At 50.7% G+C, this 25776-nt stretch carries 18 protein-coding genes and 1 tRNA gene; 7 read left to right on the top strand and 12 right to left on the bottom strand.

What is annotated here, in order from left to right:
• The first annotated feature begins 6 nt into the window (after window positions 1-6).
• Window positions 7-1104 carry a Gfo/Idh/MocA family protein gene (locus MKQ68_RS11990; protein WP_264283498.1) on the top strand — a complete coding sequence of 366 codons (1098 nt, stop codon included), beginning with the start codon at window positions 7-9 and terminating at the stop codon, window positions 1102-1104.
• On the opposite strand, the gene MKQ68_RS11985 is transcribed toward MKQ68_RS11990, so the two are convergent.
• From MKQ68_RS11985 to MKQ68_RS11975, 3 genes are all read right to left on the bottom strand, one after another.
• Window positions 1099-3687: a tetratricopeptide repeat-containing sensor histidine kinase gene (locus MKQ68_RS11985; RefSeq protein WP_264283497.1), complete on the bottom strand. Its 2589-nt coding sequence runs from the start codon at window positions 3685-3687 to the stop codon at window positions 1099-1101. The genes MKQ68_RS11990 and MKQ68_RS11985 overlap by 6 nt on opposite strands.
• A gap of 153 nt (window positions 3688-3840) precedes the next feature.
• Window positions 3841-4671, bottom strand: coding sequence for an SGNH/GDSL hydrolase family protein (locus MKQ68_RS11980; RefSeq protein ID WP_264283496.1), 831 nt, complete (start codon window positions 4669-4671; stop codon window positions 3841-3843).
• Entirely contained in the window at window positions 4668-5366 is a 699-nt protein-coding gene (locus tag MKQ68_RS11975) for a DUF92 domain-containing protein (RefSeq protein ID WP_264283495.1), read from the bottom strand. The genes MKQ68_RS11980 and MKQ68_RS11975 overlap by 4 nt, the downstream gene beginning before the upstream one ends.
• Before the next feature lie 157 nt (window positions 5367-5523).
• On the opposite strand from MKQ68_RS11975, the gene MKQ68_RS11970 reads away from it, so the two are divergent.
• Both MKQ68_RS11970 and MKQ68_RS11965 read left to right on the top strand, forming a co-directional pair.
• Entirely contained in the window at window positions 5524-8358 is a 2835-nt protein-coding gene (locus MKQ68_RS11970) for a sensor histidine kinase (RefSeq protein WP_264283642.1), read from the top strand.
• A gap of 7 nt (window positions 8359-8365) precedes the next feature.
• Complete coding sequence (locus MKQ68_RS11965) at window positions 8366-9109, top strand: LytR/AlgR family response regulator transcription factor (protein WP_264283494.1); 744 nt, start codon at window positions 8366-8368, stop codon at window positions 9107-9109.
• A gap of 488 nt (window positions 9110-9597) precedes the next feature.
• Here the strand turns inward: MKQ68_RS11965 and MKQ68_RS11960 are convergent, their stop codons facing one another.
• The 5 genes from MKQ68_RS11960 to MKQ68_RS11940 all read right to left on the bottom strand — a co-directional run bounded on the left by MKQ68_RS11960 (window position 9598) and on the right by MKQ68_RS11940 (window position 16912).
• Window positions 9598-11991 carry an alpha-2-macroglobulin family protein gene (locus tag MKQ68_RS11960; RefSeq protein WP_264283493.1) on the bottom strand — a complete coding sequence of 798 codons (2394 nt, stop codon included), beginning with the start codon at window positions 11989-11991 and terminating at the stop codon, window positions 9598-9600.
• Window positions 11992-12076: 85 nt separating this feature from the next.
• Window positions 12077-12739 (bottom strand): 3-keto-disaccharide hydrolase, encoded by a 663-nt coding sequence (locus tag MKQ68_RS11955; protein WP_264283492.1) that lies wholly within the window; start codon window positions 12737-12739, stop codon window positions 12077-12079.
• A gap of 98 nt (window positions 12740-12837) precedes the next feature.
• Window positions 12838-14136, bottom strand: coding sequence for a Gfo/Idh/MocA family protein (locus tag MKQ68_RS11950; RefSeq protein WP_264283491.1), 1299 nt, complete (start codon window positions 14134-14136; stop codon window positions 12838-12840).
• 151 nt (window positions 14137-14287) lie between these two features.
• The gene (locus MKQ68_RS11945) at window positions 14288-15796 is read right to left on the bottom strand and encodes a magnesium chelatase ATPase subunit I (RefSeq protein ID WP_264283490.1); all 1509 of its coding nucleotides are present in this window, start codon (window positions 15794-15796) and stop codon (window positions 14288-14290) included.
• 21 nt (window positions 15797-15817) lie between these two features.
• Entirely contained in the window at window positions 15818-16912 is a 1095-nt protein-coding gene (locus tag MKQ68_RS11940; protein ID WP_264283489.1) for a vWA domain-containing protein, read from the bottom strand.
• Between the two features lie 177 nt (window positions 16913-17089).
• Between MKQ68_RS11940 and MKQ68_RS11935 the strand changes: the two genes are divergently transcribed.
• Entirely contained in the window at window positions 17090-17932 is an 843-nt protein-coding gene (locus MKQ68_RS11935; RefSeq protein ID WP_264283488.1) for a sugar phosphate isomerase/epimerase family protein, read from the top strand.
• Between the two features lie 152 nt (window positions 17933-18084).
• Window positions 18085-18504, top strand: a complete 420-nt coding sequence (locus MKQ68_RS11930) for a putative quinol monooxygenase (protein ID WP_264283487.1) — start codon at window positions 18085-18087, stop codon at window positions 18502-18504.
• Between the two features lie 64 nt (window positions 18505-18568).
• On the opposite strand, the gene MKQ68_RS11925 is transcribed toward MKQ68_RS11930, so the two are convergent.
• Both MKQ68_RS11925 and MKQ68_RS11920 read right to left on the bottom strand, forming a co-directional pair.
• Complete coding sequence (locus MKQ68_RS11925) at window positions 18569-21808, bottom strand: glycosyltransferase family 117 protein (RefSeq protein WP_264283486.1); 3240 nt, start codon at window positions 21806-21808, stop codon at window positions 18569-18571.
• A gap of 108 nt (window positions 21809-21916) precedes the next feature.
• A complete protein-coding gene (locus MKQ68_RS11920; RefSeq protein WP_264283485.1) occupies window positions 21917-22216 on the bottom strand; it encodes a putative quinol monooxygenase in 300 nt (99 codons plus the stop codon).
• A gap of 333 nt (window positions 22217-22549) precedes the next feature.
• On the opposite strand from MKQ68_RS11920, the gene MKQ68_RS11915 reads away from it, so the two are divergent.
• Complete coding sequence (locus MKQ68_RS11915; RefSeq protein WP_264283484.1) at window positions 22550-23566, top strand: SDR family NAD(P)-dependent oxidoreductase; 1017 nt, start codon at window positions 22550-22552, stop codon at window positions 23564-23566.
• Window positions 23567-23570: 4 nt separating this feature from the next.
• Here MKQ68_RS11915 and MKQ68_RS11910 read toward each other — a convergent pair whose 3' ends face one another.
• Window positions 23571-24398: an SAM hydrolase/SAM-dependent halogenase family protein gene (locus MKQ68_RS11910; protein WP_244844512.1), complete on the bottom strand. Its 828-nt coding sequence runs from the start codon at window positions 24396-24398 to the stop codon at window positions 23571-23573.
• 227 nt (window positions 24399-24625) lie between these two features.
• Between MKQ68_RS11910 and MKQ68_RS11905 the strand changes: the two genes are divergently transcribed.
• A tRNA-Lys gene (locus MKQ68_RS11905) sits at window positions 24626-24698 on the top strand.
• A gap of 70 nt (window positions 24699-24768) precedes the next feature.
• Here the strand turns inward: MKQ68_RS11905 and MKQ68_RS11900 are convergent.
• Window positions 24769-25659, bottom strand: coding sequence for a LysR family transcriptional regulator (locus tag MKQ68_RS11900; RefSeq protein WP_264283483.1), 891 nt, complete (start codon window positions 25657-25659; stop codon window positions 24769-24771).
• Window positions 25660-25776: the final 117 nt, after the last annotated feature.

Genomic DNA, 25776 nt, shown 5'->3' with positions numbered 1-25776 from the left:
ACAACTATGACTACTCGCCGCGATTTTCTGCAAAAAGTAACCGCTTCTGCTATCCTGTTGCCCCTGCCAGCCTGGGTTATGGCCCGCCAGCCGTATGACGGACCAGTGTTGCGGGTAGCCCTCATGGGATTGGGCGGTTACGCCACACGTGTGGCGGATGCGATGCGTTCCTGCACGAAAGCCAAACTCGTTGGTGCTATCAGCGGTACGCCCGCTAAGCTTACCGAATGGCAAAGCAAATACGGTATTCCCGCCAGGAATTGCTACAACTACGACAACTTCTCTGCTATAAAGAACAACCCGGACATCGACGCGGTGTACATCACCACGCCTAACTCGTTGCATCACTCACAAGTGCTGCAGGCCGCAGCCGCAGGCAAACACGTGATCTGCGAAAAGCCCATGGCGTTGAATGCGAAGGAGGGCGCCGAAATGGTCGCTGCCTGTAAAAAAGCAGGCGTGAAGCTGCTCGTTGGTTACCGTATGCACTTCGAGCCTAAGACGTTAGAGGTGATCCGCATGCGCAACAATGGTGACTTCGGTAAGGTGCTGTTCTTCCAGGGACTCTGCGGCTTCCGCATTGGTGATCCTACGCAGTGGCGCCTGAACAAACAATTGGCCGGCGGCGGGTCGTTGATGGATATTGGCATCTACGCGATCAATGGTGCCCGTTACATGGTAGGCGAGGAGCCGGCCTGGGTAACCGCGCAGGAAACGAAGACGGATCCTGTCAAGTTTAAAGAAGGGGTAGATGAAACCATCCAGTTCCAACTGGGCTTTCCAAGTGGCGTAGTGGCCTCCTGCCTGTCGTCGTACAGCATGAACAACCTCGATCGCTTCTTCCTGAATGGTGATAAAGGTTTTGCGGAGATGCAACCATCCACAGGTTATGGCCCCATCAAAGGACGTACGCACAAGGGCGAATTAACGCAGCCACATGCCACGCATCAAACCATACAAATGGAGGAAATGGCCGGTATTATCCTGGAAGGCAAACAGCCCATCGTGCCGGTGGATGGAGAAGAAGGGCTAAAAGACCTGAAAATTATCGATGCCATCTACGAGGCTGTAAAGACCGGTAAAAAAGTAGCGCTGAAGTTATAGTACGTGTTCCGCCATTGCGCTGCGTTGCTGCAATTGCAGCGCCAGCGTGGGTTTAAACCGCAACTGTACGCACATACCGTTGTTCCCGGAAATCGTTAACGTGCCGTCAATTTCGCCGGACAGTCCTGTGATCAGTTTTAAACCTAAACCTTTGTTACCGCCACCGGAGGGCATGCCCACGCCGTTGTCCGCAATCAGGAGTTCGACATCGCCGCTGCTAAGGTGTTGTAGCCAAACTTTGATCTGGTTGTTGCTTCTCCTGTTCGGGAAGGCATACTTCAGCGAGTTGGTAATGGTCTCATTCAGGATGAGCCCTAATGGAATTGCCTGCGACACGTCGACTTCCACCGGCGACACCTGTACATCGAACTGTATGTGGTTGGAGGTAAAACTACTGCGCAGGTGTTCGATCAGTTCCGGCAGATAGGAGGCCATGTTGATGGACGACACATGCGTAGCACGATATAATTTCTGGTGGATGAGCGACATGGCATACACGCGGTTGCGGCTTTCCGTAATCGCGCGCAGGGCCTCGTTACTCAGGTAGCCCGACTGTGATTCCAGCAGGCTTACCACGGTTTGTAAATTGTTTTTTACCCGGTGATGCACTTCCTGCAGCAGCCACTCTTTCTCTTTTACCAGGTGTTCCAGTTTTTCATTTTTCTGGCTGATCTCTCTGTTCTTCCGTTGTTTGGAAAAGTACGAGTTGATGATCAACGCCAGTATCAGCAATAACAATACAATCGCAGATATGGTGGCATTGGTGAGGATATTCGCCTGGTTCAGGCGTGCCTGCTTTAGTTCCGTATCTTTCTTCAATAAATCTACGCTTTGCTGTGCCAGTCGCAGGTTAGCCGCTGCTTCCGAAGCCTGTGCCTGCGTTTGTTTTTGCGCGCTTTCTTCTATCAGGAGGCACAGGTTAATACTGTCCAGGTTCTTTTGGTGTAAAAGTGCCAGCTGCCGCAGTTCCAGGATGTCCTGTTGCTGCATGAGCAGTTCATGGTCTTTCTTTTCCGTTTCGTATTTCACTTTGTACTCCTGCACCTGGCGCATTTTACTGGCGGTAAGAACAGAGTCGTCTACCTCTTTGTTCATGACCAGGTGTTGGATGGCAGATGCGTAATGACCAAGCGCCGAATCTGTTTTAAACATCAGGTAATGAAAGTGCCCGCGCACATCTACCGCTGGCGGCAGTGGAAAGCTGTATACATGATCCAGTAATGGTTTGGCCTTTGCGTACTGGCCCCATTCCACGTACAGTTGTGCGAGGTTGGTAGTGGCCACCAGATGTTCCTGGCTGTCGGTGGTATAGTGGGTAGGCAGTCGTTTACCGTAAGGCTCCGCTTTGGCGTATTCGCCCATGTCGCGATAAACGTTCAGGTACACGCGGTCGCGGATGATTTTATCCAGCTGTTTCGCAGGTGGCGATTTCCGCTCTACCTGTTGAATGATGTCGAGGGCTTCCTGGTAACGTTTGAGTTTACGTAAGGCAAATATCCAGCCTTCGTAAACAATGTACTGGTACGTAACTTCTGTGGCAGGAAAGTATTGCAGCGCTTTCTGATGTGCTTCCAGCGACTTCTCATGCTCGCCAATGCCCCGGTAAGCGGTGCCAAGGTCTATGAACAGCTGCCCCGTGAGGTAAGTTTCGTTGCTTTTCAGTGCGCTCTTCACAGCCTCCTCTGCATAATACAACTGCATATTTTTATTGCCCCTCACGCTATGGAGTTGGCGCAGGCGCGAATACACATAGTGCAGGTGCGGATATTTTTTTCGTTTATAGACGTTCTCCATCTTCGCCAGCACATTGTCGAAGCGGGCATCGTTCGGATAGAAGTAGGAAATATCGGTAATACGGATCATCGCCCGCAGTTCGTCACGATAACTATCCGAAGCGGCACTCAGGTAAACCGCGCGCTCAAGGTTTGCCAGGGCGCTGTCGAGGTTGTTGCCTTTGGTAAGTTCGGGTACGTAACATTCGGCGATGTCTATGAAAAATGCACCTTGTTTGGAGGGGAGCAGGTTTTTTACATGCGCTTTTGCACCCACCAGGTCTTTTCGTTTGAGCAGGTTACGCGCGATCAGGCGTTGCGCTTCATCTTCGTAGTGATCATCCTTCAACTTAAAGGCGAGGGCCAATGTCTGCTGTGCCAGCAATCGTGCAGTGTCCAGTTCCCCGGTACGCTCATTCTCCAGGTACGCCATATTCCAACCCAGTACACAGGTTGCTTCGGCCTGGATGCGAGGGTGTTTGTCGAGATAGGGAAGTAACCGGTAAGCTTCGTTAAAACGCTTATGTTCGCCCAGGGTGAGAATGAGTGAGGAGTGTGCCTGGGCTTTAGTGGTTTCGTCGTCCGTTTGCTCCGCCAGGTGTAAAGCCTGCCGTGCATAGTCGGCAGCCTTCGACAGGTCGCTATCCAGCTCTCCGGGCTTCTTGCGGTATTCTTCTGCGAGTTTGATCAATGCAGCCGCCTTGTCAGGCAGGTGTTTGCTACCTGGCAGCTCCCGTAACGGTTGCTCCTGTGCAGTAGTGCGGCACAGGCATGCCAGTATCACCACGATGCTCACTATAATCCTTTTCATATGCGTCTGTTTTTCCCGATACTGCATGTGGTCGGGATAGTGGGGCTGCTGTTGCGAAAAGGCCATAAAACGTCTCTAAAGCGTTGGCCGCTTCAAAGGTAAACAAACGGGGTGGTGTTTCCATGGGGTGAGGGGGATGCCGATATGCGGGAATTACTTGTATATTTTCTTCATTTCCTTCGCCAGCGCATCCGCAATAATACGATATCCTTTGTCTGATGGATGCAGTCCGTCATACGTAACATTCACCGCTTCAAGGGGATAAGGGTATTCGTCCCGCTCGGGGTGAAAAGGAATGCCGATGAATTTCGGGTAAGGATAGTTTCTGTACTGGCCGGTGGTCGTGTCTTTCAGGCGTTTGTATTTCACGAGCTGCTTCAATTCGAGGCCGCTTTGGTGGTAGAGGTCCACCACATTGCAATGCTCATACGCCCCAATACTGTCGATCGCCGCCACTACCTGCGCGAGCTGCTGCCCGTTTTTATCGCGGTACGAGCCCCATGCGTTGTTTTTCATATTGGCGATATACACGAAATCCACCCGCTGCATAGGCGTCATGAGGATGATAGGTGCTTGCGGACTGATAGTCCGCAGTTTCCCGATAATCGTACGGAAGGCGCCGTAAACGGTATGGTTGCCGGTGCTGTCCTTATAATCGCGAAAGGTGCCAATCGGCTGACCGGACCACCAGTCGTTGGTGCCGAGAAAAACGGTGTATACATCGGCGGGTTGTATGCCCAGCTTATCGAACTGCTGCGCGATGCGGATGGCGGTCCACCCATTATGCCCCTGGTTCAAATAACGCAGTCCGGGAAAACGTTCGCTGAGCAGGGTGAGATAACCTTTGGTGACGCGGTTGCCTGTCTCGTCAAGGTGGTCATTGAGGTAGGTAATGCTATCGCCAATGGCGACCCACGTTTTGGGTTTACCTTCGAAGGAGAGCAGGGGAGTGGCCAGCAGGCAGAGGAGCAGCAGTTTTTTCATCGTATAAATATAGTGAACAGCCCCCAGGCAATCAAGCCGCCCGCAGTTGTGTTAAGAAAGTTCACGACGTTGTTCCCGATCCAGCCGCGGCGTTCCAGGCTGGCGCCCAGCAGCGAGTCTACGATATTGCCACCGACACCGCCGAGCAATACAGGCCAGAACACATCGGGCGTGCCTGCGAGGCTATACGTCCCTGCTATGATGGCTGCCCCGGCTGCGCCGATCAGCGTGCCTTCCAGGCTGATGACGCCGTCCGGGCCGGGCATTTCTCTCTTAAAACTAAGGATGTTGAAGAACCGGCGGCCATACACCATGCCCAGTTCCGAGGAAAGTGTGTCCGCCGTGGCTGCGGCCAGGCTGGCGGCGAGCATCAAATCAAATATCGTCCAGGTAGGGGCGTACCACCAGGCAAGGGCGCCCATGATGGCGGCAAATCCGCCATTAGCGAATACTTGTCCGGCGGTGCGGGCCCCCATCATCATCTCCGCTTTCTTCTTCTTCTTATGTCCCGTAGCCCCAACCCCCAATACAAAAAACACTCCGAGCAAAGCAATCCCTATCCAGCCTGCGCCCATAAACACAAGTGCACCGGTAAGGCAGGCCGCCACAGCGGCCGGTATCGTCAGTTTTCCCGCCCGCACGGCAACCAGTGCGAAAACGAGCAATAGCGGAAGTAACAGGAGCAAATCTCTCATAACCGGAAGCGAAGCTACGAAGTGCCTGTTACCCGTGCTACTAAATTTTTCGTTTTTTTAACAACCCAGTTAATATCTTCACGGCCTAAACTAACCTAACCACAGATCCACCTGGATGGTAATGAGATTGCTGTTATCCTGTTTGTGTTTGCTTGTTGTGATCGTAAAACCCGCTGCCGGTCAGGAGTTTAATTATCGGCATTACAATGAGCGCGATGGCCTTGCCGGCCCGGTTGTGTACAGCATGGTACAGGACAAGGAAGGCTTTATGTGGTTCGCTACGGAAACGGGCGTCAGCCGCTTCGATGGCACCCATTTTAAAAACTTTACCACGGCCGATGGCCTCTCCAATAATGAAATCATCCGCCTGTTCTGCGATTCGAAAGGACGGGTATGGCTCGCGCCTTACAAACATTCCGTGTGCTATTACCAAAACGGCTACATTCATACGCAGCGGAACGATAGTATGCTGAATAAGCTGTACCTCAACGGCTATATCGTGGGCATCGTTGAAAATGCGCAGCGGCAGATCAGTATTATAGATAAAAGTAACCTGTTCCAGATCACGCCGGATGATAAGGTATCGTACCCTACGCGGTTCGTTATGACTGGCGCCGGCATGGTGAGCATGAGCATCAGTCATACCGGGCGGCATTACTTCATGTACCGATGGGGCATACTGGAATATAAAAACAACCGGTTTCATCACGTATTCGAACTGCCGCATTCCGCCATGGTATCGGGCGTGCAGTGCATCATGGAGGATGATATGCTCGGTTTTATTGTCAGACCTAACGTTTATCGCATTATATCAACAAAGTACGGGCTCGATTACGAGATGGATGTGCCCGCGCTCAATACGGCCTGCCGGCTTAACGATTCGCTCATTCTTATGAACTCGGTCCGGGGCGGTGAAGTGTTCAATATCATCCGGCGTAAGGTCGTAAGCACGTATCTGCCCAACAAAAATGTAAGTAACGTACTGCGCGACCGGGAAGGGAATGTGTGGGTGGCTACGCTTAACGACGGTGTATACCGCATTAGTTCCGATCAGTTCCGCAACGTGCTCAAAACTTCCGGGAATAATCAAAAGGTGTCTGTATACAGCCTGAAGAAACACGGCGGACAAATTCACTCCGGTACAGATCTTGGCTATTTTACATTACAACCCACGGAGGATGGCTTTAGTGTAGAACAGGATCAATTCGTTCGTCGCCCGGTAACGCATATGGCCGCGCATAACGATCTGCTGATGTTAAGTTTAGGGCAGTCGCTCGTGGTAAAAAAAGGTAATCGTCCCCCGCATACCCTAACATCTTACGGACCGATCAAAGGCCTCGCGATTAAAAATGACCGGGAAGTAATTGTCGCCGGACCGGATGGTATTCATCTCATGGAGATCGACAAACCGAATAAGATACACGCACAGCTAGGCCACAACGCAGCGTCTGCGCTCTATTACAGGAACGACAGCATCTATTACGGCGCGCTCACCGGCCTGGAGTTATTGCCTAAACCAGGTGGCGATGTGTTCCGCTTCTCCGATACCAGCGAATTGTTAAAAGGCAGTGTACGCGCCATCAAAGAGGGGAGCGGGTGGATATGGGTAGCTACCGACAAGGGTGTGACGGCCCTGCTGGGGAACAAGATCGTGCGGCACCTCTCGAAAGAAGATGGATTGATCAGTAATAACGTACGTTGCATAGAAGCACACGATTCGGTGCTGTGGATCGGTACGGATAAAGGCCTGGACCATGTGGTACTGAGCGGCAGGAGAACTAACGTTGTACACTACACGCAGGCTGACGGGCTGGCGTCTGATATGGTGAACAGCATCCTGCTGGATGGCGACCGCATTTACGCAGGCACGCAGGAAGGCATCACTTACTTCGACCGGCATATGGGAGCGCCCTATTCCCGCTGCGACCTGCGTTTGCTCATGGTGCGCATCAATGGTAAAAAGGAAGATCCGGCAAACCTGCCGATGTTGAACTATCGCAACAACAACGTGCACCTGGAATATGCCGCATTATCTTACAAAAGTGAAGGCGATATCACTTATTACTACCGCCTGAAAGAGCAGGACAGCTCCTGGAAGCAGATCCGGCAAACATCGCTGGACCTGATCTCGCTGCCGCCTGGTCGTTACAATCTCGAGTTGTACGCCGTAAATCGTTTCGGCTTGCAAAGTGCCACACTTACCCTGCCGCTGGCCGTAGAAGGCCCGTTCTGGCTGAATCTCTGGTTTATGCTGCTCGCCGCCGTGCTACTTATAGGTTTAACATGGTTGTTTATCAGCTGGCGTTTACGCATCCTCCGTAAAAAAGAAACGGCAGAAAGGGAAGTAACGCGGCAGCTGCAGGAGCTGGAACAAAAGGCCCTGCGCGCGCAGATGAACCCGCACTTTATTTTTAACTGTCTGAATTCCGTGCAGGAGTTTATTATCGACCAGGATATGGAGAGCGCAAACCGCTACCTGAGCCGCTTTGCACGCCTCATTCGCCAAACGCTGGACATGAGTATGCAGCACAATATCACCATCCAGGACGAGGTGCGTTACCTGCGTACTTACCTGGAGCTTGAACAAATGCGCTTCCAGCAACGTTTTAGTTTTTCTATTTCGGTAGATGCGGGTATTAACGTTGAGGAAGCCATGTGGCCGGGCATGGTGTTGCAACCGATCGTTGAAAATGCCGTGCACCATGGCATTCGTGGATTAAAAGAAAAGGAAGGACAAGTAACGATCGTATTTAAACTGGCGCAGCGTAATATCATCTGCATGGTGACCGACAATGGTGTAGGGCGCAATGCCACTACCCGCGACCGGCCATCGGGGCATGTATCTTGGGGTACCAGAATTACGAGGGAGCGCATCAGTATGATGAATAAATCGATATCTTCCAGTATCGGAATTAAAGTGAATGACCTGCCAGACGGCCAGGGGACGAGCGTAGAAGTGCGCTATCCGCTGATCACTGGAGGTACAAATTAAAGGCGTTATGATGATCAAATGCGTATTAGTAGATGACGAACCAAGAAATTTATCGCTGCTAAAGAAGATGCTGAACCAATACTGCCCGGACATTACCGTATCGGGAAAAGCGGAGACCCTCGATGAGGCGGTAGACGTTATTGCCACCGTTCGTCCCCAACTGGTGTTCCTCGATATAGAAATGCATACCGGCAACGCCTTCGATCTGTTAGATCGCTTAAGCCCTGTAAATTTTGAAGTGATACTTGTCACCGCGCACGATCACTACGCCGTAAAAGGCTTTAAATACAATGCCCTCGACTTTATCCTCAAACCCATCGAAATAGACGATCTGCGCCGTGCCGTCAGCAAAGCCGAAAAACGCATCCGTGAGCAGGACATTGGCAACCGTTTGAATGAATTAATCCCCCAGCTGCGGCCCGATAAACCGCTGGGTAAGATCGCGCTGCGCGATAAAGAAGGGTTTACGCTCTATGCGTTCGAGGAAATACTATATTGCAGTGCGGAGGGCGCTTACACCCGCTTTGGGTTCCAGAAGGGCAGTAGCCTGCTGGTGTCTGGCAGCCTCAAGGAATTTGAAGCACAGCTGCCGTCAGAAACGTTTTGCCGCATCCACGACTCCCACCTCGTTAACCTGAACCACGTAAGGAAATACCATAACGGCAAAGGCGGCAGCGTAGAAATGACCGACGGCCGGGTGCTGGAAGTATCTGTCCGCAAAAAAGCCGAATTTCTTGCCCGCTTAAAATAACAGCTATCTCTTTTTTGACGCGCTTATAAAATAAAGCACTACAGCTGCCAATTTGTACTATACAATAGGATATCGCTGCTATATTTTTACATCGTAGTTAAAGAGAAGTACCTGTGTCAATCAATACGAAGAAGTTTAGTTGCATCCAATGTTGACCTGCGGTCTCCAGGAGACCGTTGTTTGTTACATCACGGCTCCCCCTTGTTTTTTTTGAATCGGATTAAGGCCCGGCACTCCGGCGCCCGGCATTAAACGGCTTGAAGTTCAGGGTGGGGGGCATGATATTAAGATTTTAATTGACGATTAGGACATGTATTTGCTCCCTATACCTAGATGTTATATGACAACTTTAAGATTTTTTAATCTTCGCTTACAGACTATGTTAGGGCCCGCGCTTTTCAGCCAGGCCAGTTAATTTTATTAGTGCTCTCAAATGAATTAAAAATTCACAAAAGAAATGTGGCTGTGCCCTCTGGCACGGCCTCCGTTTATTTATCTACCACCCTTATCCATCCCCGCCCGCTCATGACACCCTCGTCGCTGAAACCTTCTGCAATAAAGGCGAAACGCCCGGTAAGGTCATTGGTGTAAAAACTTAAATGCAGTTCGCCATTATTGTCGGTCATCGCACTATGGTTCCAGTAGATGGTCGTATGCATTTCGGGGTCGGGTGGATTAAAGGTGCTGTAGTCCGCCAGGTAAAACTCTTTCGTATACCAGGTGCCGTGTATCTTTTTCATGAAAGCCGTAGCGGCTGCACTGTCCTGCGCGCAGGCGCGATAGGTAACCATGCCGCTGCCATATTTATATTGCATGCCGCTCTCCGGTTTGGTGCCGTAAGGGTGATTGCGGCAGTTAAGCACGTTGTACATGCATACCCAGTCGTTGCAGGTCTTGCTGCGAAACTCGTTATAGTAGTCCTCGTTGCGCGCTTTCACCACTACTTCCTTCAGCATCGACTTCATCTTTATTTTTTCTTCTGCGGATAAGATGTCTTCTTTCAAAGGCTGATAGGGAATATACACTTCTGTGAGTTGCCTGTTCAGCGTGTCCAGCGGGTTCTTGTCCAACACTACTGAATAATCCTGCAGCTCCGTACGCCGCTCGCCGCCCAATGCGGTGATGGAGAATTTTGTATCTGCCGGCCCGCGCAGCTGCTCGTACGAAATGCGAAACCGTCCGGCCGAATCGGTGGTCAGGAGCGAAGAGCTTTCGGTGCTCAGTAACAACATCGTAGCGGGCCGCCTCAACGGCTTTTGCCGCAACAATACCTGTCCATGCAGGTTTTCGTCGTATACCTGCGGTGCTGGCAGTGGCTCCGCTTTGGGTTGATAGCGCGTCCAGCATTTGGTGAGCAAAAGTTCTTCCAGCTGCTGCTCGTTCTCAAAGAAACGATGTGCAGGCAACAGGGTAGCGGCCGGCAGGTGTTGTTCGAAGTAATAGTACCGGTCAATATTCCGGAAACGTAAGGTGTCGATGCGTTTGTCGAGCGCCATGCCCACTGATAGTACGGCCTTTACCGGCTCTCCTTTATTGTTGGTGACTTTGATTGTCGTTTTCACTTTCGATCGGGTATGGTACTCAGCAGAATCTGTAGTGATGCTCACGTTCAGGCGTTTCGCGTTCTGCAGCATCACTGCCCGTTCTGCCACCGGTTCGCCTTGTTTATCGAACAAGGTAAGGTTTGCCATGCCGCGCGGCATATCATGTAAAGGTATTTTGATGCGTGCCGCGCCCTGCGGCAGGTTTACCGCGCCGGAAAAGAAGGCTTCGTGGTAGTTGTGCAGAACAACGTAACAATCGTTTTCGTCCTTCGGCGCCGTGATTTCTGCCGTGAGCGTATCGCCTGGCAGGCCTGTGGTAACGAACAGCGTGTACCCGTCGGGTTTAATCTCCGGTAACGCGGCCGTTACTGCTGTTTTACGGTCGTTTAGTTGTACGGTGTACTTTTTGCCGGCAAACGGTACAAAATACATCCAGCCGCGGCCAGCCGTATTGGAGGTGAAGGTGGTGACAGGCAACCCATCTGCGAACAAGGTGCCTGAAACCGCCAACGCCCGGCCTTTCTCGGTGATCTCGAAAGCTACGCGCATTCTTCTGCCTTCTACCAGTTGCCCGCCTTCCGGGAACCAGCGCATACGCAGCGGTTCATTCATCGCCACCGGCAGGCGGGTAGATTTCGATTCGTTTTTGTAATAGGCTTTTACATCCAACACAAGTTCGCTCACCGTATCCGGCGGCGCCTTTAGTTGCAAGGGTACCTCGCCCCATATATCGGTCTTTTTACGGCCGGAATCCAGCATCCGGTTATTCATGTATAACGCATACACGAAGTCTTCTTTATCTGCCGGTTTTTGTTCGTAGTTGGTGACTTTATATTTTACTTTTAACGGCTGCCCGTAATCCCCGGGCTGACTCATATCCGCCACCTGTAACCGGCTTTTGTCCGGTGCCCTTACACTGATCGCCTGCTGAAATACTTCCTGTCGCTGGTCTTGCAAATAGCTGTTCGTATAGGCGGTGAGGCGATATTCCCCGGTTTCCAGGCTGTCGGGCAGCATCAGGTAACCCTGTGCCAGGAAGTTGCTCAGCACAAATTGCTCGCGTAGTACGGTGCGCTTTTTCATCGGGTCGGTGAGGGAAACATATAAGGTATGGGCGGTTTCAGGCGCCCCGTTGATCAGGTAAGCGGTAAACCAGATGTGTTCATTACGTACGTACACGGTTTTGTCGAGGTGCAGGTACACTGCAGGCAGCGCCCGCACCCGGCTCTTTTCGCCAAAACGGTGAATGATCTGCTCCAGTTGCTCATCTGCCTGTTGGCTGAAACAAATGGTGGGCAACGTGGTAAATAGGAGAAAGAGATAAGCGGTTAGTCGCATACCGAAAGATAATAAATCAGTTGATGTCCCGGCATAAAAAAAGGGCCGGTCTATGACCAGCCCTTCCATATTTTTCATCAGAAAATTACAACTCCCTGATCCATACATTCCTGAAGCTAACAGGATTGCCGTGGTCCTGCAGCGCGATGCTTTTCTTGCCATGCGCCACGTATTTTGGAATACCAATGTATTCTGTAGGGCCGTCCAGTTCCACGTTGTTCTGTACCAGAACGCCGTTCAGCAGTACGGTAGCACGGGCTTTCGATACCAGGATGCCATCTGCATTAAACACAGGGGCAGTCCAGATTACGTCGTAGGTTTGCCACTCCCCCGGGCCCTTGGTCGGATTTACCAGGGGGATGCGTTGTTTGTAAAATGAGCCTGCCTGACCGTTAGAGTAGGTTTTGCTTTCGTAGCTATCCAGTACCTGCAGTTCATACAATTCCTGCATAAAGATGCCGGAGTTACCGCGGCCCTGGCCTTCACCCACCACTTTAGCGGGGGAGCGCCATTCGATATGCAGCTGGAAGCTGCCGAATTGTTGTTTGGTTTTGATACCGCCGCCTTTCGCAACGGTCATTGCGCCATCGCCAACGGTCCAATGGGCCGGTGAGCCATTGTCTTTCGTCCATGCGTCGAGGTTTTTACCGTCGAACAGTACGATCGCGTCGGAAGGCGCGGTATTGTTAGCGCCAGGCGTTACTTTTTTCGGAACGGGTGACCAAACCTCTGTGTCTTCTGGTTTCATTTTCGCTTTGTTTTCCTGGGCGAAGCTTGTTGCGCAAAACAAGGACAGTGCGGCCCCTAATAGGAATCTTTTCTGCATGATGTGGGTATTATTAGAATTTAAACTTTCGGTAATTTATAGCCGTTATGATAACCCGCCGACAAGTATTTGTTAGCGTCTTTATCGGTAAACTGGCCTTTTTGACCGTCCCAATATACCTTTTTTCCTGTTTTATACGCAATGTTGCCCATTTGAGCATTTACCGCAACTAACGCGCCGGTTTGGATAGGGGTCTTCAAATCGTTGAGGTTGCCCGACCTGATCACGTCTACAAAGTTTTTGGTATGCAGATCAAGGCCATTGTCCACGGATTTGGTGTAAGGCACCGCTTCCATTTTACCTTTCTCAGGAATCACTTCCCAGCCACCACGATCCAGTACGAGGGTGCCGTTGTTACCAACGAACGCAATGCCGTGCGTGCGGCCGTACGGACCGTTGTCGATACCGGTAGCATGTTCCCACAGCATATTGAAGCCGTCGAACTCGTACACGGTGGTGAGGGTATCTGGAGTTTCCGCTGCATCGTCCCGGTAAGCAAACTTGCCACCGGAAGCCATCACCGACTTTGGATATTTTGCTTTCATACCATACAGTGCATAGTCGATCAGGTGCACGCCCCAGTCGGTCATCAGGCCGCCCGCATAATCCCAGAACCAGCGGAAGTTGAAGTGGAAACGGTTCGGGTTGAACGGTCTCTTTTCCGCGGGACCGAGCCATTGTGCATAGTCTACACCTGCAGGAGGCGTACCGTCTGGTTGCACAGGCACCGGTTTCATCCAGCCCATGTAAGCCCACACTTTCACCAGCCTTACTTGCCCCAGTTTGCCACTGTGCACGAACGCGATGGCGTCGTTAAAGTGTTTCTGGCTGCGTTGCCATTGGCCCACCTGTACAGCTTTGCCGCTTTTTTCCTGTGCAGCGACCATCACGTTACATTCTGCGATGGAATTGCCGATCGGCTTTTCTACATACACGTGTTTGCCGGCGGCAACAGCGTCTGCCATTTGCAGGCAATGCCAGTGGTCGGGTGTGCCGATGATCACGGCATCGATATCTTTATTCTCCAGCAGTTTGCGGTAGTCGCTGTAAACAGTCGGCTTTTGGTTTTGTTTTGCCAGGTCGCCCAGGCGTTTATCGATGACGGATTTATCAACATCGCAAATGCCGATGCAGTTTACGCCGGATACTTTAAGAATGGAATTGAGGTCGGACCAGCCCATGCCGTTAATACCAATGGCGCCAACGTTCAGTTTATCGGCAGCCGCTACGCGATGAAAGCCATGCAGGGCGGAGGGGAGGGCAGCTCCAGCCATCAGCATGGAGGCTGTGGACAGGAATTGTCGTCTGGAATGTGTCATGATTTATCAATTATCAGTGATGTGGAATAAGAAACAATATAGTGTTTTTCTGACACGAATAATAATTTTGATAACAGGCTACACATCTAACTAAAACGCCTTTCGCAGTAGTAAACCACGAAAGGCGTTGTATAAGTTAAATGCGATCCTTTTAGAAGCGGTCTTCCTCTTCGTCCAGGTCGCGGTCGTTGCTCGTATTAAAATTCATCATCGTACCCAACAGGTCGGAGAAGCGGGTTTCCGTTTCCACTGTTTTTTTGCTGAGCAGGCTGTGTGCCGCCAGTCCGTGCAACACCAGTTCCATCCACAATAATAGTTCCTTATTGGTCGCTTTCGGGAATACCGAAGATACCATTTCGGATAAGCCGGTTACTTTTTTCAGCGATTCCTCGTACTTTTTGTCGGTCGCGTCCTGCATGAGGTGCACCGCATTGCCTGCGTCGAACCATTGTACGATAGCGCGATAAGGGTTGTTGTCGGCCCCGCCTTTCTTCTTCTTAAACGAATCCGGGTTCGGGAAGTAGTGGGCAAATACACTGCGGATGGATTTATCAACCAGGTTATACGCCACCTGTAACGGACCTTCCTGCTCGCCTTCGTACACCAGTTCTATTTTACCGGTGATGGCCGGCACAATGCCCAGCAGGTCGGTTACACGTACATAAGTACTTTTCTCGTTGTTGATGATGGCTCTACGTTCCGCTGCGCTCACGGCATTTTCAAATGCAGCAATCGTTAAACGGGCAGATACGCCGCTCTTTTTATCAACCAGCTCGCTGTTGCGCGCTTCGAACGCTACTTGTTCCACCAGGCGTTTTACCAGGGGAGCCATGGTTACACGCGATTTTTGTTCGTCATGTATACGCGCTTCCTGTTCGGTAATAACGAGTGAGTTTTCTATATTCTTCGGGTAGTGGGTAATGATCTGGCTTTCGATCCTGTCTTTCAACGGCGTTACGATCGCACCACGGTTCGTGTAGTCCTCCGGGTTAGCGGTGAACACGAACAGGATGTCGAGCGGCATACGCACTTTAAATCCACGGAACTGGATGTCGCCTTCCTGCAGGATATTAAACAGCGATACCTGGATACGCGCCTGCAAGTCGGGCAGCTCGTTGATCACGAAGATGCCGCGGTTAGAGCGTGGGATGATGCCGAAGTGGATCACTCTTTCATCCGCATAACTCAGTTTTAAGTTGGCAGCCTTAATGGGATCAATGTCGCCGATAAGGTCTGCCACAGACACGTCCGGTGTAGCCAGTTTTTCACCGTAGCGCTGGTCCCTGCTCAGCCACTCGATCGGCGTATCGTCGCCCATTTCGGCCACCAGGTCGCGTGCATAGCGGGAGAGGGGTTCAAACGGATTGTCGTTCACCTCCGAGCCTGCTACTACAGGTATATATTCGTCCAGTAAGTCGATCATTTGCCGCGCCATACGCGTTTTCGCCTGTCCGCGAAGGCCCAGGAACAGGATGTTGTGGCGGGAAAGTAAGGCCCTTTCCGTATCGGGTATTACGGTATCCTCGTATCCTACGATGCCGGGAAATGTACTTTCCTTCTTCTTCAATTTTAACATCAGGTTCTGCCTGATCTCTTCTTTAACGCTCTTCGGTTGGTACCCCGCCTTCCTTAACGCTCCAAGTGTTTTGATATGCTCCATCTCTTGTTCTCCTGTGTTTAATTAGAATAGCTTTCTTTTGTTGTTTTCGAAATCGTAGAAGAGGAATTGTCCCAGTTTATCGGTACCGGAAAAGAAGGCTTTCCCGTTATTGGTTTCTGTAAATTCTTTCACGAACTGCTGCAACCACGGATCGGTGGCCACCATAAAGGTGGTGATCGGGATCTTCAGCTTTTTGCATTGCGCCGCCAGGTTCAACGTGCGGTTCAGTATTTTACGGTCCAGCCCGAAGCTGTTCTTATAATACTGCCGGCCTACTTTCAAACAGGTTGGCTTCCCGTCGGTGATCATAAAGATTTGCTTATTCGGGTTGCGCCTGCGCCGCAGGATGTCCATCGCCATTTCGAGGCCGGCCACGGTATTGGTGTGGTACGGTCCCACCTGCAGGTAGGGCAAGTCCTTGATCTCGATCTGCCAGGCGTCGTTACCAAAAACGATGATGTCCAGCGTATCTTTCGGATACCGCGTGGTTATCAGTTCGCTCAGCGCCATCGCTACCATTTTGGCTGGTGTGATGCGGTCTTCGCCGTACAAAATCATGGAATGGGAAATGTCGATCATCAGCGCGGTGGAAGTCTGCGTCTTGAAGTCGGTTTCGCGGATCTCCAGGTCGTCCTGCTGGATGCGGAAGCTGTCTACACCATGGTTGATCTGCGCATTACGGATAGATGCCGTAACGTCGATCTTTTCCAGGCCGTCGCCAAATTCGAAAGGTCGTGTTTCTGCATTCTGCTCGTCACCCAAGCCGGATTTGCGGGTATTGTGGTCGCCTGTATTACTGCGTTTCAACCGGCCGAAAATCTCTTCCAGTGCCTTCTTGCGGATGGTTTGCTCGGCTTTGGAGGTGATTTTTATCTCCCCGTTCTCCTCATTCTCTTTCAGGTAGCCTTTATCCTTCAGGTCCTGCACGAAGTCCCCGATTCCGTAATTCTTGTCGGTAAGCTGGTATTCTTTATCCAGGGCGGTGAGCCACTGCAATGCCTCGGCAGCGTCGCCGCTGGTGTAAGTCAAAAGCTGGGTAAAGGTTTCTAGTAGCCTTTCGAAGGGCGGTTTAGCCCCGTCTGCCGGATCAAACTTAAAAAATGCGGTTCCTCTCATAATCTCTCCTATATCTTAACTAAATTACAAATAATTTTCCGGAAGCATACAAAGCATTTAGACGGTCCAATTCCCTGCCATTTTGTGAACAATACTGCCGTTCATCACGGCGCGGGCTTTTTTGTTGCATTAGTCCCCTAAACAGGTTATTTTGGTAGCCTAAACATGATGTTTCGTATGAAAAAACTGACAATGGTCCTGGCGCTGGCCGGCGCTCTGTGGGCCGTTCCATCCACGTCGAAGGCACAAGACAAGGCATCCGCCAAACTCGGCTGGAAGCTCGGCGCACAATCTTACACATTTAACCGCTTTACCCTGGCGGAAGCTCTCAATAAACTGGATTCCTGCGGACTCAGCTACGTTGAATGTTATCCCGGTCAAACGCTCGGCGGTGGCATCGAAGGTAAAATGCGGGTGGATATGGACGCTGCCACGCAAAAGAAAGTGCTCGACCTGCTGAAAAGCCATAAGATCAAGGCGGTGGCATTTGGCGTAGTAAACGCCCGTAACGCAGAAGAGTGGGAGCAAACCTTCAAGTTCGCAAAAGACATGGGCATTGGCATCATCACCGCCGAACCGCGTAAAGAGCACCTCGATATCGTATCTGGCCTTTGCGACAAATACCAGATCAAACTCGCGATTCACGACCACCCGAAACCAAGCCACTACTGGCATCCTGATACCGTACTCGCCGCCATCAAAGGCCGCAGCCCGCTCATGGGTGCCTGCGCCGATATCGGCCACTGGGTACGCTCCGGCCTCGACCCAGTGGAGTGCATCCAAAAACTCGAAGGTCACATCCACAGCCTGCACTTTAAAGACCTGAACGAAAAAGCGCCCAAAGCCCACGACGTAATCTGGGGCACCGGCGTAAGCAACGTAGAAGGTGTGATGAGGGAACTGAAGAAGCAAGGATTCAAAGGCGTTTTCTCCGCCGAGTACGAACACAACTGGTACAACAGCGTGCCCGAAGTAAAAGCAAGCGTAGAGAACTTCAGAGCGATCGTAAAGAAGCTGTAGTCGTTGCTTAACTTATTTATAGAGCCCTGGCGGAAGCCGGGGCTTTTTTATGCAGTCAGCTTTCTTCCCGCTATTCACCCGCCGTTGCGACGCTCCCTTCAACGGCATCAACCCGATAAGCCCTACCTTTGAATTGTCAAAATTTCAATAACATGAGCTCAGCTTCTTTCAAAAAGATCATATCAGCGCTTTTCTTATCGTTCGGCTTGTCAAATGCCATTGCACAAAAAACAGCGACCGATGATCAGCTAATGGTGCGCATAGCAGAAATAGAAATAGTGCCCGAACACCTGGAAACGTACAAAGACATCCTCAGGGAAGAAGCCGCAGCTTCCATAAAAATCGAAGCTGGGGTCATTGCCATTTTCCCAATGGCAGAACAACAGCAGCCTGACCAGATCAGGATCGTTGAGATTTACGCGAACAGGAAGGCTTATGAAGCGCATCTGAAAACACCTCATTTCCTGCATTATAAAACGGCTACTGCAAAAATGGTAAAATCATTGAAGCTCGTGGAAATGGACCCGCTCGATAAACAAGCCATGGTGCAAATATTCAGCAAGTTGAAGTAATCCTGAAAGCAAAAAAGCGAAGGCCTCACGACCTTCGCTTTCTGCTATCTTAAATTAATACGTTTTATTGCTTACCCGAATCTCCCGCAGGTGCACCAGGTCCGGTCTGGAACTGGCTCTGGCCCTCGAGTTGACGCGTGGTATCACCGCTAAACTGCTTCTTCATGTCATCCAACATGTACAGGAACTGCTGTGCGCGTTGAGCGTCGTCCTGCAGGTCGTTGGTCATGCGGTTGGCAGGCAGCTGGGCGTAGTAGGTGAGCTGTTGTTGCAGGTCTTTCGTGATCTGTGCATGCACCTCATTACCTTTCTTCATATCACCCGCCAGGTAATAAGCGTATACTACTTCCATGGAGTACATGTTGTGTACGTTGCCCGGAGACGTCATGGCGTAAGGGAAGTTAGGTGAGTTAAGCATCGAGTCTGAACGGTTCAGTACTTTCAGCGCTCTTTCACGGTCGTTCTCTTTTGCCAGCGCCACACCTACTTTCGTATAGGTGTTACGGATGCCCTGCAGCATACGACGGTTCGGCTCGTCGAAGTATACACCTGGTTTATCGGCGTTACCAAATACGAACTTGTTCATCAGGTTATCGTACGCAACCGGGATGTTTACATTATCACTCAGGCCCGGCAGCGGCTCGTTGTTAGGCTGTCTGCGGATCGGCACCAGGCGGTAAGTCAGACCGTCTACACGAAGGTAATCGCCCAGGCCAAGGTCAGTCGGGCTGGTGAAGTAGATCGGACGTTTCCATTCGTTGGTCGCGATGATGTCGTATACAGCGAGGTCGTTTTTGTACAGGATGCTTTTGCGTTCAGGCAGTACAAAGCCCACCTGCGACTCAATGTTCGCGCTGTCTGCCGCAGAAACGGTACCGTTTTTAAGCACGGTTTCCCTATCTACAGGAATGAACAGGTTTTTGGTCGGCAGGAAGTTGATACGCTCGCCATTTTGCAGTTGTGCTTTATAACGCTCGTCGTCGGAGCCCATAAAGTTGATCACCTCTTTCAGGTTGTAGAACTTATCCTGGGGGAAGATGCCTGCATCATAGAACCGCACGTAGTTATTACGTTCGCCACGGTATTTCTCAGGTCCCCAGGTCATCGGGATCGCCGGGCTCTGGTTCACTGCTTTACGTTGCTGCTCAATATACCAGTCAACACCCAACAGGCTCAGGTTGATCACGCGGATGTCCGGACGAATGCCTTCTACTTCCTGTGCATACCAGAGCGGGTAAGTATCGTTATCGCCTACGGTGAACAGGATCGCGTTCGGTGCGCAGGACTCGAGGTAATCTTTGGCTACGTCACGGGCCAGCACTTTCTGCGAACGGTCGTGGTCGTCCCAGCCTACAGCACCCATTAATACAGGCGCTGCGAGCAGACAAGCTGCCACTGCCAGGGGAGCCGCCACTTTCACCGCTTTCATTTTGCTGGCGAGCAGTTCATAGATGCTCATCACACCTAAACCGATCCACACCGCAAACGCGTAGAAGGACCCCACGTAAGCATAGTCGCGCTCACGCGGCTGGTTACCCGCCTGGTTAAGATATATTACGATCGCGAAGCCGGTAAAGAAGAACAGCAGTGAAACCACCAGTGTGTCTTTACGATGACGTGAGTAATGATAGAAGAAGCCGATCAGGCCAAGAATAAGCGGTAAGGCGAAGAAGGCGTTACGGGCCTTGTTGTTCTTCAGGCTGTCAGGCATAGCGCTCTGGTCGCCGTACAGGAAGTTGTCGATAGGAGCGATGCCCGTAATCCAGTTACCGTCCCTTACGTTACCAAAGCCCTGGGTATCATTCTGTTTACCTACGAAGTTCCAGAAGAAGTAACGGAGGTACATGAAGTTTACCTGGTATTTGACAAAGAACGTAATGTTATCCGCAAATGTAGGCGCTTCGCCTTCTTTCAGGCCAAGGAATGCGCGGTAGTACTCCGCGTGACCCTGGTCGTTGCTGGCGTCCCAAACGCGGGGGAACAGCATTTTATCTTTAGCGGCATATACCGGCTCCATTTTGGTACCCGCTACCACATATTTACCATCGTTGCCACGGGCGTAGATGTTGCCTTTCTCTTCCCAGGTAGTCGGGCTGGCGGTAAACACCTGGCCATATACCAGCGGGAAGTCGCCATACTGCTCACGACCCAGGTAACCTACGAGGGAAATCGGGTTATCAACGTTATACATGTCCACAGACGGATTCGCGGTGGAGCGGATCATGGTGGTAATGTAAGTAGAGTAACCCAGCAGCAGGAAGATGATCGAAGCAGTGGTCAGTCGAACCGCATGTTTGATCTTTTCGGACGTCAGCTGCACGTTGAACATATTCAGGATGTAAGGCAGGGCCAGTACACCCAGGGTCAGTATCACCCTAAACACACGTACGATACCTTTATCGCCGGAAGATAAAGCCGGGATCACGATCACGGAAGCTACCAGTATAATCGGTGCATACACACCGAACTTGGGGTTTTTATAACCGTACGCCATTACAGCGAGGATAGCCACAAAGTAGAACGCGAAACCGGAGAAGAACGGCAGACCAAGGGTGTTCACGAAGAACACGTCCATCATACCAGATACTTTGATCGTATCCTGGATCACGAACTTCTGCACCAGGCCAGTGATCAAACAGCCGATCACGAAAGCCCAGAAGGCGCCCCAGCCGGTAACTTTACCGCGTTTGAAGTAGTATACCATTACCATCGCAGGGATGGTGAGGAGGTTCAATAAGTGTACACCAATGGAGAGGCCCATCAGGTAAGCGATGAACACGATCCAGCGGTCGGCATACTTCTGGTCGGCTTCGTGCTCCCATTTCAGGATAGCCCAGAAAACCAGTGCGGTAAAGAGTGACGACATCGCGTACACCTCGCCTTCCACAGCGGAGAACCAGAAAGAATCAGAGAAAGTATAAGCAAGTGCGCCAACAATACCGGCGCCCATTACTACAGTCATTTTTTCACCGGTGATCACCTCGCCTGGTTTGATCATAATACGGCGGGCAAAGTGGGTGATCGTCCAGAACAGGAACAATATCGTGAAGCCGCTGGAGAGGGCCGACATAATATTTACGCCCAAGGCTGCTTCAGAAGGGGAGAACGGGATGGTGAACAGGCGGCCGATCAACACGAATAAAGGTGCGCCGGGTGGGTGAGGTACCTGTACTTTGTAAGCTGCAGAAATGAACTCACCGCAGTCCCACAAACTGCCGGTAGCCTCCATTGTCATAAGATAGACCGCGCAGGCAATGATACAAACGATCCAGCCCACTATGTTATTGGTCCTGTTAAAATTCATAAGGTTAATTTAAGATTCGGACAAAAATAGAAAAACTAAGCAATTAAGAAACGCCTGACTACAGTTTTAACTTTTTCTAAATATATTTTTTCGTATTAGAGGAGTGATTTATCCTTCTGCTGCGGTGGCTTTGCGGACAGACCAGGCTTCCGGTTTGCCGGCAAATAAAATTTTGGTGGCCGCCCAGGTTTCCCTGAAAAGTTCCGAATTACGGTAGTTTTCAAGCGCTTCGGGGTTTTCCCAGTGACTATACGTGAAAAACACATGGGGAGCCTCCAGTTCGTTCCAGAGCTCCAGGTGGGTACATCCGGGAAAGTGGCGGATGGCAGATTTCTGTTTATCGAACAGGGAGGTAAAGGTCGTGATGCTCTCCGGCTGGAAAGTCATTTTAACGATACGCAGGATCATTTTGGTTTCAGCTTATAGATTTACGGCCGGCAAAGTACGTTTTTTCCGTCAAAGCCGGCCGTAACCATTTGTGCATCAGCTGAACGGTATCACCAAAGGCCCGTAAAACGAGCAGGTAAGATAGGAAGAGAAACGACTTGTGCAAATGAGCCGATCGAAGGCGAGCAGGCAAAACTTTGCCCGCCGATAGGGTAAAAACACGCCGTTTACCCGGCAGCCTCTTGCGACATTCGTTCAGGCATGTAATCGCCCGTTGATAGCCTGTGGCCACTCTGTGCGGAAGAGTAGGAGCGCGGTGTAACATTTGCGCATGCTAGCTTTTAAAGATGCAACATGTCAATGATCTCACCCATCGCATTAGTGCTGGTGGCCGTTTTGCTGGGCAGCTGTGCCACGGCCAACCTCAGTAAGTCCGGTCAGCGTAAAACAGCAGGTAAAGTATTCGTAGTCACCGGCGCCTCCAGCGGCTTCGGGCGGGGCGTAGCGGAAGAGTTGGGTACGTACGGGGCCTCCGTCGTGTTGGTCGCCCGTCGTACCGAGCTGCTAAAGGAAATCGCTGCGCGGATCGACTCCGCGGGCGGTAAAGCGCTGGTAGTAACGGCCGATGTAAGCAATGAAGACGACATTCAACGGGTGACAGATACTGCTGTCGCTGTATTTAAAAAGGTGGATGTATGGATCAATAATGCGGGAGTAGGCAGCATCGGTCGCTTCTGGGAAATACCGTTGGCAGAACACTCGCGACTCATCGACGTTAACCTCAAAGGCGTGATTTATGGTAGTTACGCGGCTATACGTTTGTTTCGCAGTCAAAAATTCGGCACGCTGATTAACACTGGTTCCATCGATAGCGAGGTGCCCCTGGCTTACCAAAGCTCGTATTCCGCTTCGAAAGCAGGCGTGCGTAGCCTCGGACAGGCCATTCACCAGGAGTTGCGCCTGAACAATGAAAGGTATATTCGTGTCGTAACAATTATGCCTTGGGCTGCGGACACGCCGTGGTGGCGACATGCAGGGAATCACAGTGGCGGTACGCCACGCATGGCCGCCCCCGATAAGCCAGATAAGGTGGTGAACGCGATCATTTATGCTTCGCTGCATCGCCGTAAGGAGCTGGCTGTGGGCTGGAAAGCACGCATGTCTTATCATTCCCATCACATGGCGCCTCATTTCACCGAGTGGTTATCGGCTAATATTGCACATAAATATCAGATAAAAGATGCGCCGCCTGCACCGGATACCTCGGGCGCTTTATTCAAGCCTATGGAGGCTGGCAGGGGGATTGACGATGGTGTGAAGAAAAGGATTAAGCAAGAGAACCGGGAGCGTAAACGCAATAAGCGGAAATAGTCGCCTATTCAAAAGCGACTCTTACAGTTTGATAGTAGGCGAGCTGTTGATAGGTGGCACTCTGTACGAGTTGCTCACGACTGAAGCCCTGCAGACCAAAGAGGCCGGCAGCATTACCTTTGTTCACCGCAATTTCGAGGTAGCCGGCGGAGTTAAACATGGCGACTTTCTGTCCTTCCGGTACATCCGCATAAGTTTCGCTGATGGTCGTAATCATTTCATTCCTGCGGAACATGATCGCGAAACGGCGGCCTGCACGGTGCGTTTCAAACTGTTCCCGGGTGATGTTGACGATCACGTTTTCGAAATTGTCGATGTGAATGATTTGTCCTTCGAGATAATCTGCACCGGTAAGTGGTTGCAGGTTGTTCTTTACGATGATGTCTTCCGCTGTCGGCCCCAGTTGCGACAATGCAGCGCCATTACACATGCTTTTGATCGCTTCTGCAAAAGCAGCGCTCACATTGAGTGTAGTCTTCGAAAGCGTCGGATCAAGATTCAATCGGATAATTTCCTGCGCCTGGTTGCCTGCGATCATTGTGATAAAACCATTATCAGCACAACAGATGTATTGATCTTTAAACCGCGCAATCAGCATGTGGTCGTGCTTCTTATCGAACAGGTTAATAAGTACGATGTGAAAGGTACCAGCCGGATAGTAGTCGAATGCACCTTTGAAAATGTACACGGCTTGCGGCAGGTTGAAAGGGGAGATGCGGTGTGAAATGTCCATCACACGTGTATCCGGACAGGTTTGCAGCAGCTGGCCTTTCATGGCTGCTACCAGATAATCTTGTAAACCTATATCGGATGTGAGTGTGACTACAGACATTTTCGAGCGTTACTTTCCTTTTTTCCTGCTTAAAAAACCAATTCGGGATTCGAATGCAAAGAACGTGCAAATCTTGCAATGGCGTGCATTTGAGCCGTGTTTTTTTTATTCAGATTTCAACGATGTGGATTAAACGATTTGGAAATTCTTAAAAAATTATTTGGAGTGATTCATATAATCCCTACTTTTGCACTCCGCATCTGAGAAAGAGCGGTGCGAAAGTGAAAGATTTCGTAGCTCAGTTGGTAGAGCAATACACTTTTAATGTATGGGCCCTGGGTTCGAGTCCCAGCGAAATCACATAAAGCCGTATATATCGCAAGATGTATGCGGCTTTTCTCTTACTGTGTATCCCTTTCCTGTAGCGCTTCTACAGGTTTACCAACGCTCTCATTTCTTCTATTCTTGCCGCTGATACTTTGCTCTTGTCGTACGATAAGTATAACGTATCGCAGGCATCTGCTATCCCTTCCCACACAATTGTGATCTTACCCTGCTTTGCAAAGTCTTTCGCCAGGAAGTCCGGCACTACGCTAAAACCCTTGCCCTCACTGATCGATTTTAATATCACACTCAAATTAGGAATGATACATTTCGGTGTAATAACCGGCCGTTTATTAAAGTTCGTTAACCAGAAACGCCTGATCAACGCCAGGTCGTTGCTGTATGCAAACCAATCCTGCGCCAATAACCATTGCTCCATCGCTTCGTAGTCCTCATTCCGCACCTGCTGCCGAAAAGCCTTCAGGTCTGTCTTCTTATTGGCTACGATCACCAGCTTCTCTGTAAGCACCGGTTCGTATACCAGGTGTTTCTTGTCGGTGGCTTTGCGACTGGCTATCACGAAGTCCAGTCCTCCTTCTGATAACTGTTGCAGCAACTCTTTTCCTACACCGAAAGATACGTCCAGTCTCGAGGGGACTTTTTTCATACGGGTGCTAAGCCTTACATCAAAGAATTCTAACGGAGCGCCTAAACGAATAGTCGGCCGCTTGCTGCGTGTTGGTTTTTGAAAAGATCTCTCTACAGCGCCCAAATTTTCTACAGACCGTACCACCTGGGTATACAATTGTTTCCCCATTTCGGTGGGCAACATCTGCCGGGGCAGTCGCTCGAACAACTTCCCACCCACGTATTGCTCAAGTGCTGCGAGATGCACACTCACATTCGGCTGCGAAATCACCAGTTCCTCAGCGGCTCTCGTCAGATTGCCCTGCTGATAGATCGCAATAAAAGTTCTATACCATTCCAGATTTATCACCTTACAAAACTATTAAAATTTTAATAGTTATCCACATTATTTATTAAGATACTGATTGTTAATAACCGATGGTTGATTATGATGAGTAGAATGACAGTAGTATATATAATATGGAGT

It is taken from the genome of Chitinophaga horti, from assembly GCF_022867795.2.
In the GTDB taxonomy this organism is placed as follows: domain Bacteria; phylum Bacteroidota; class Bacteroidia; order Chitinophagales; family Chitinophagaceae; genus Chitinophaga; species Chitinophaga horti.
The sequence above is the reverse complement of the archived record's forward strand: the minus strand, read 5'-3'. Positions and strand labels throughout refer to the sequence as shown.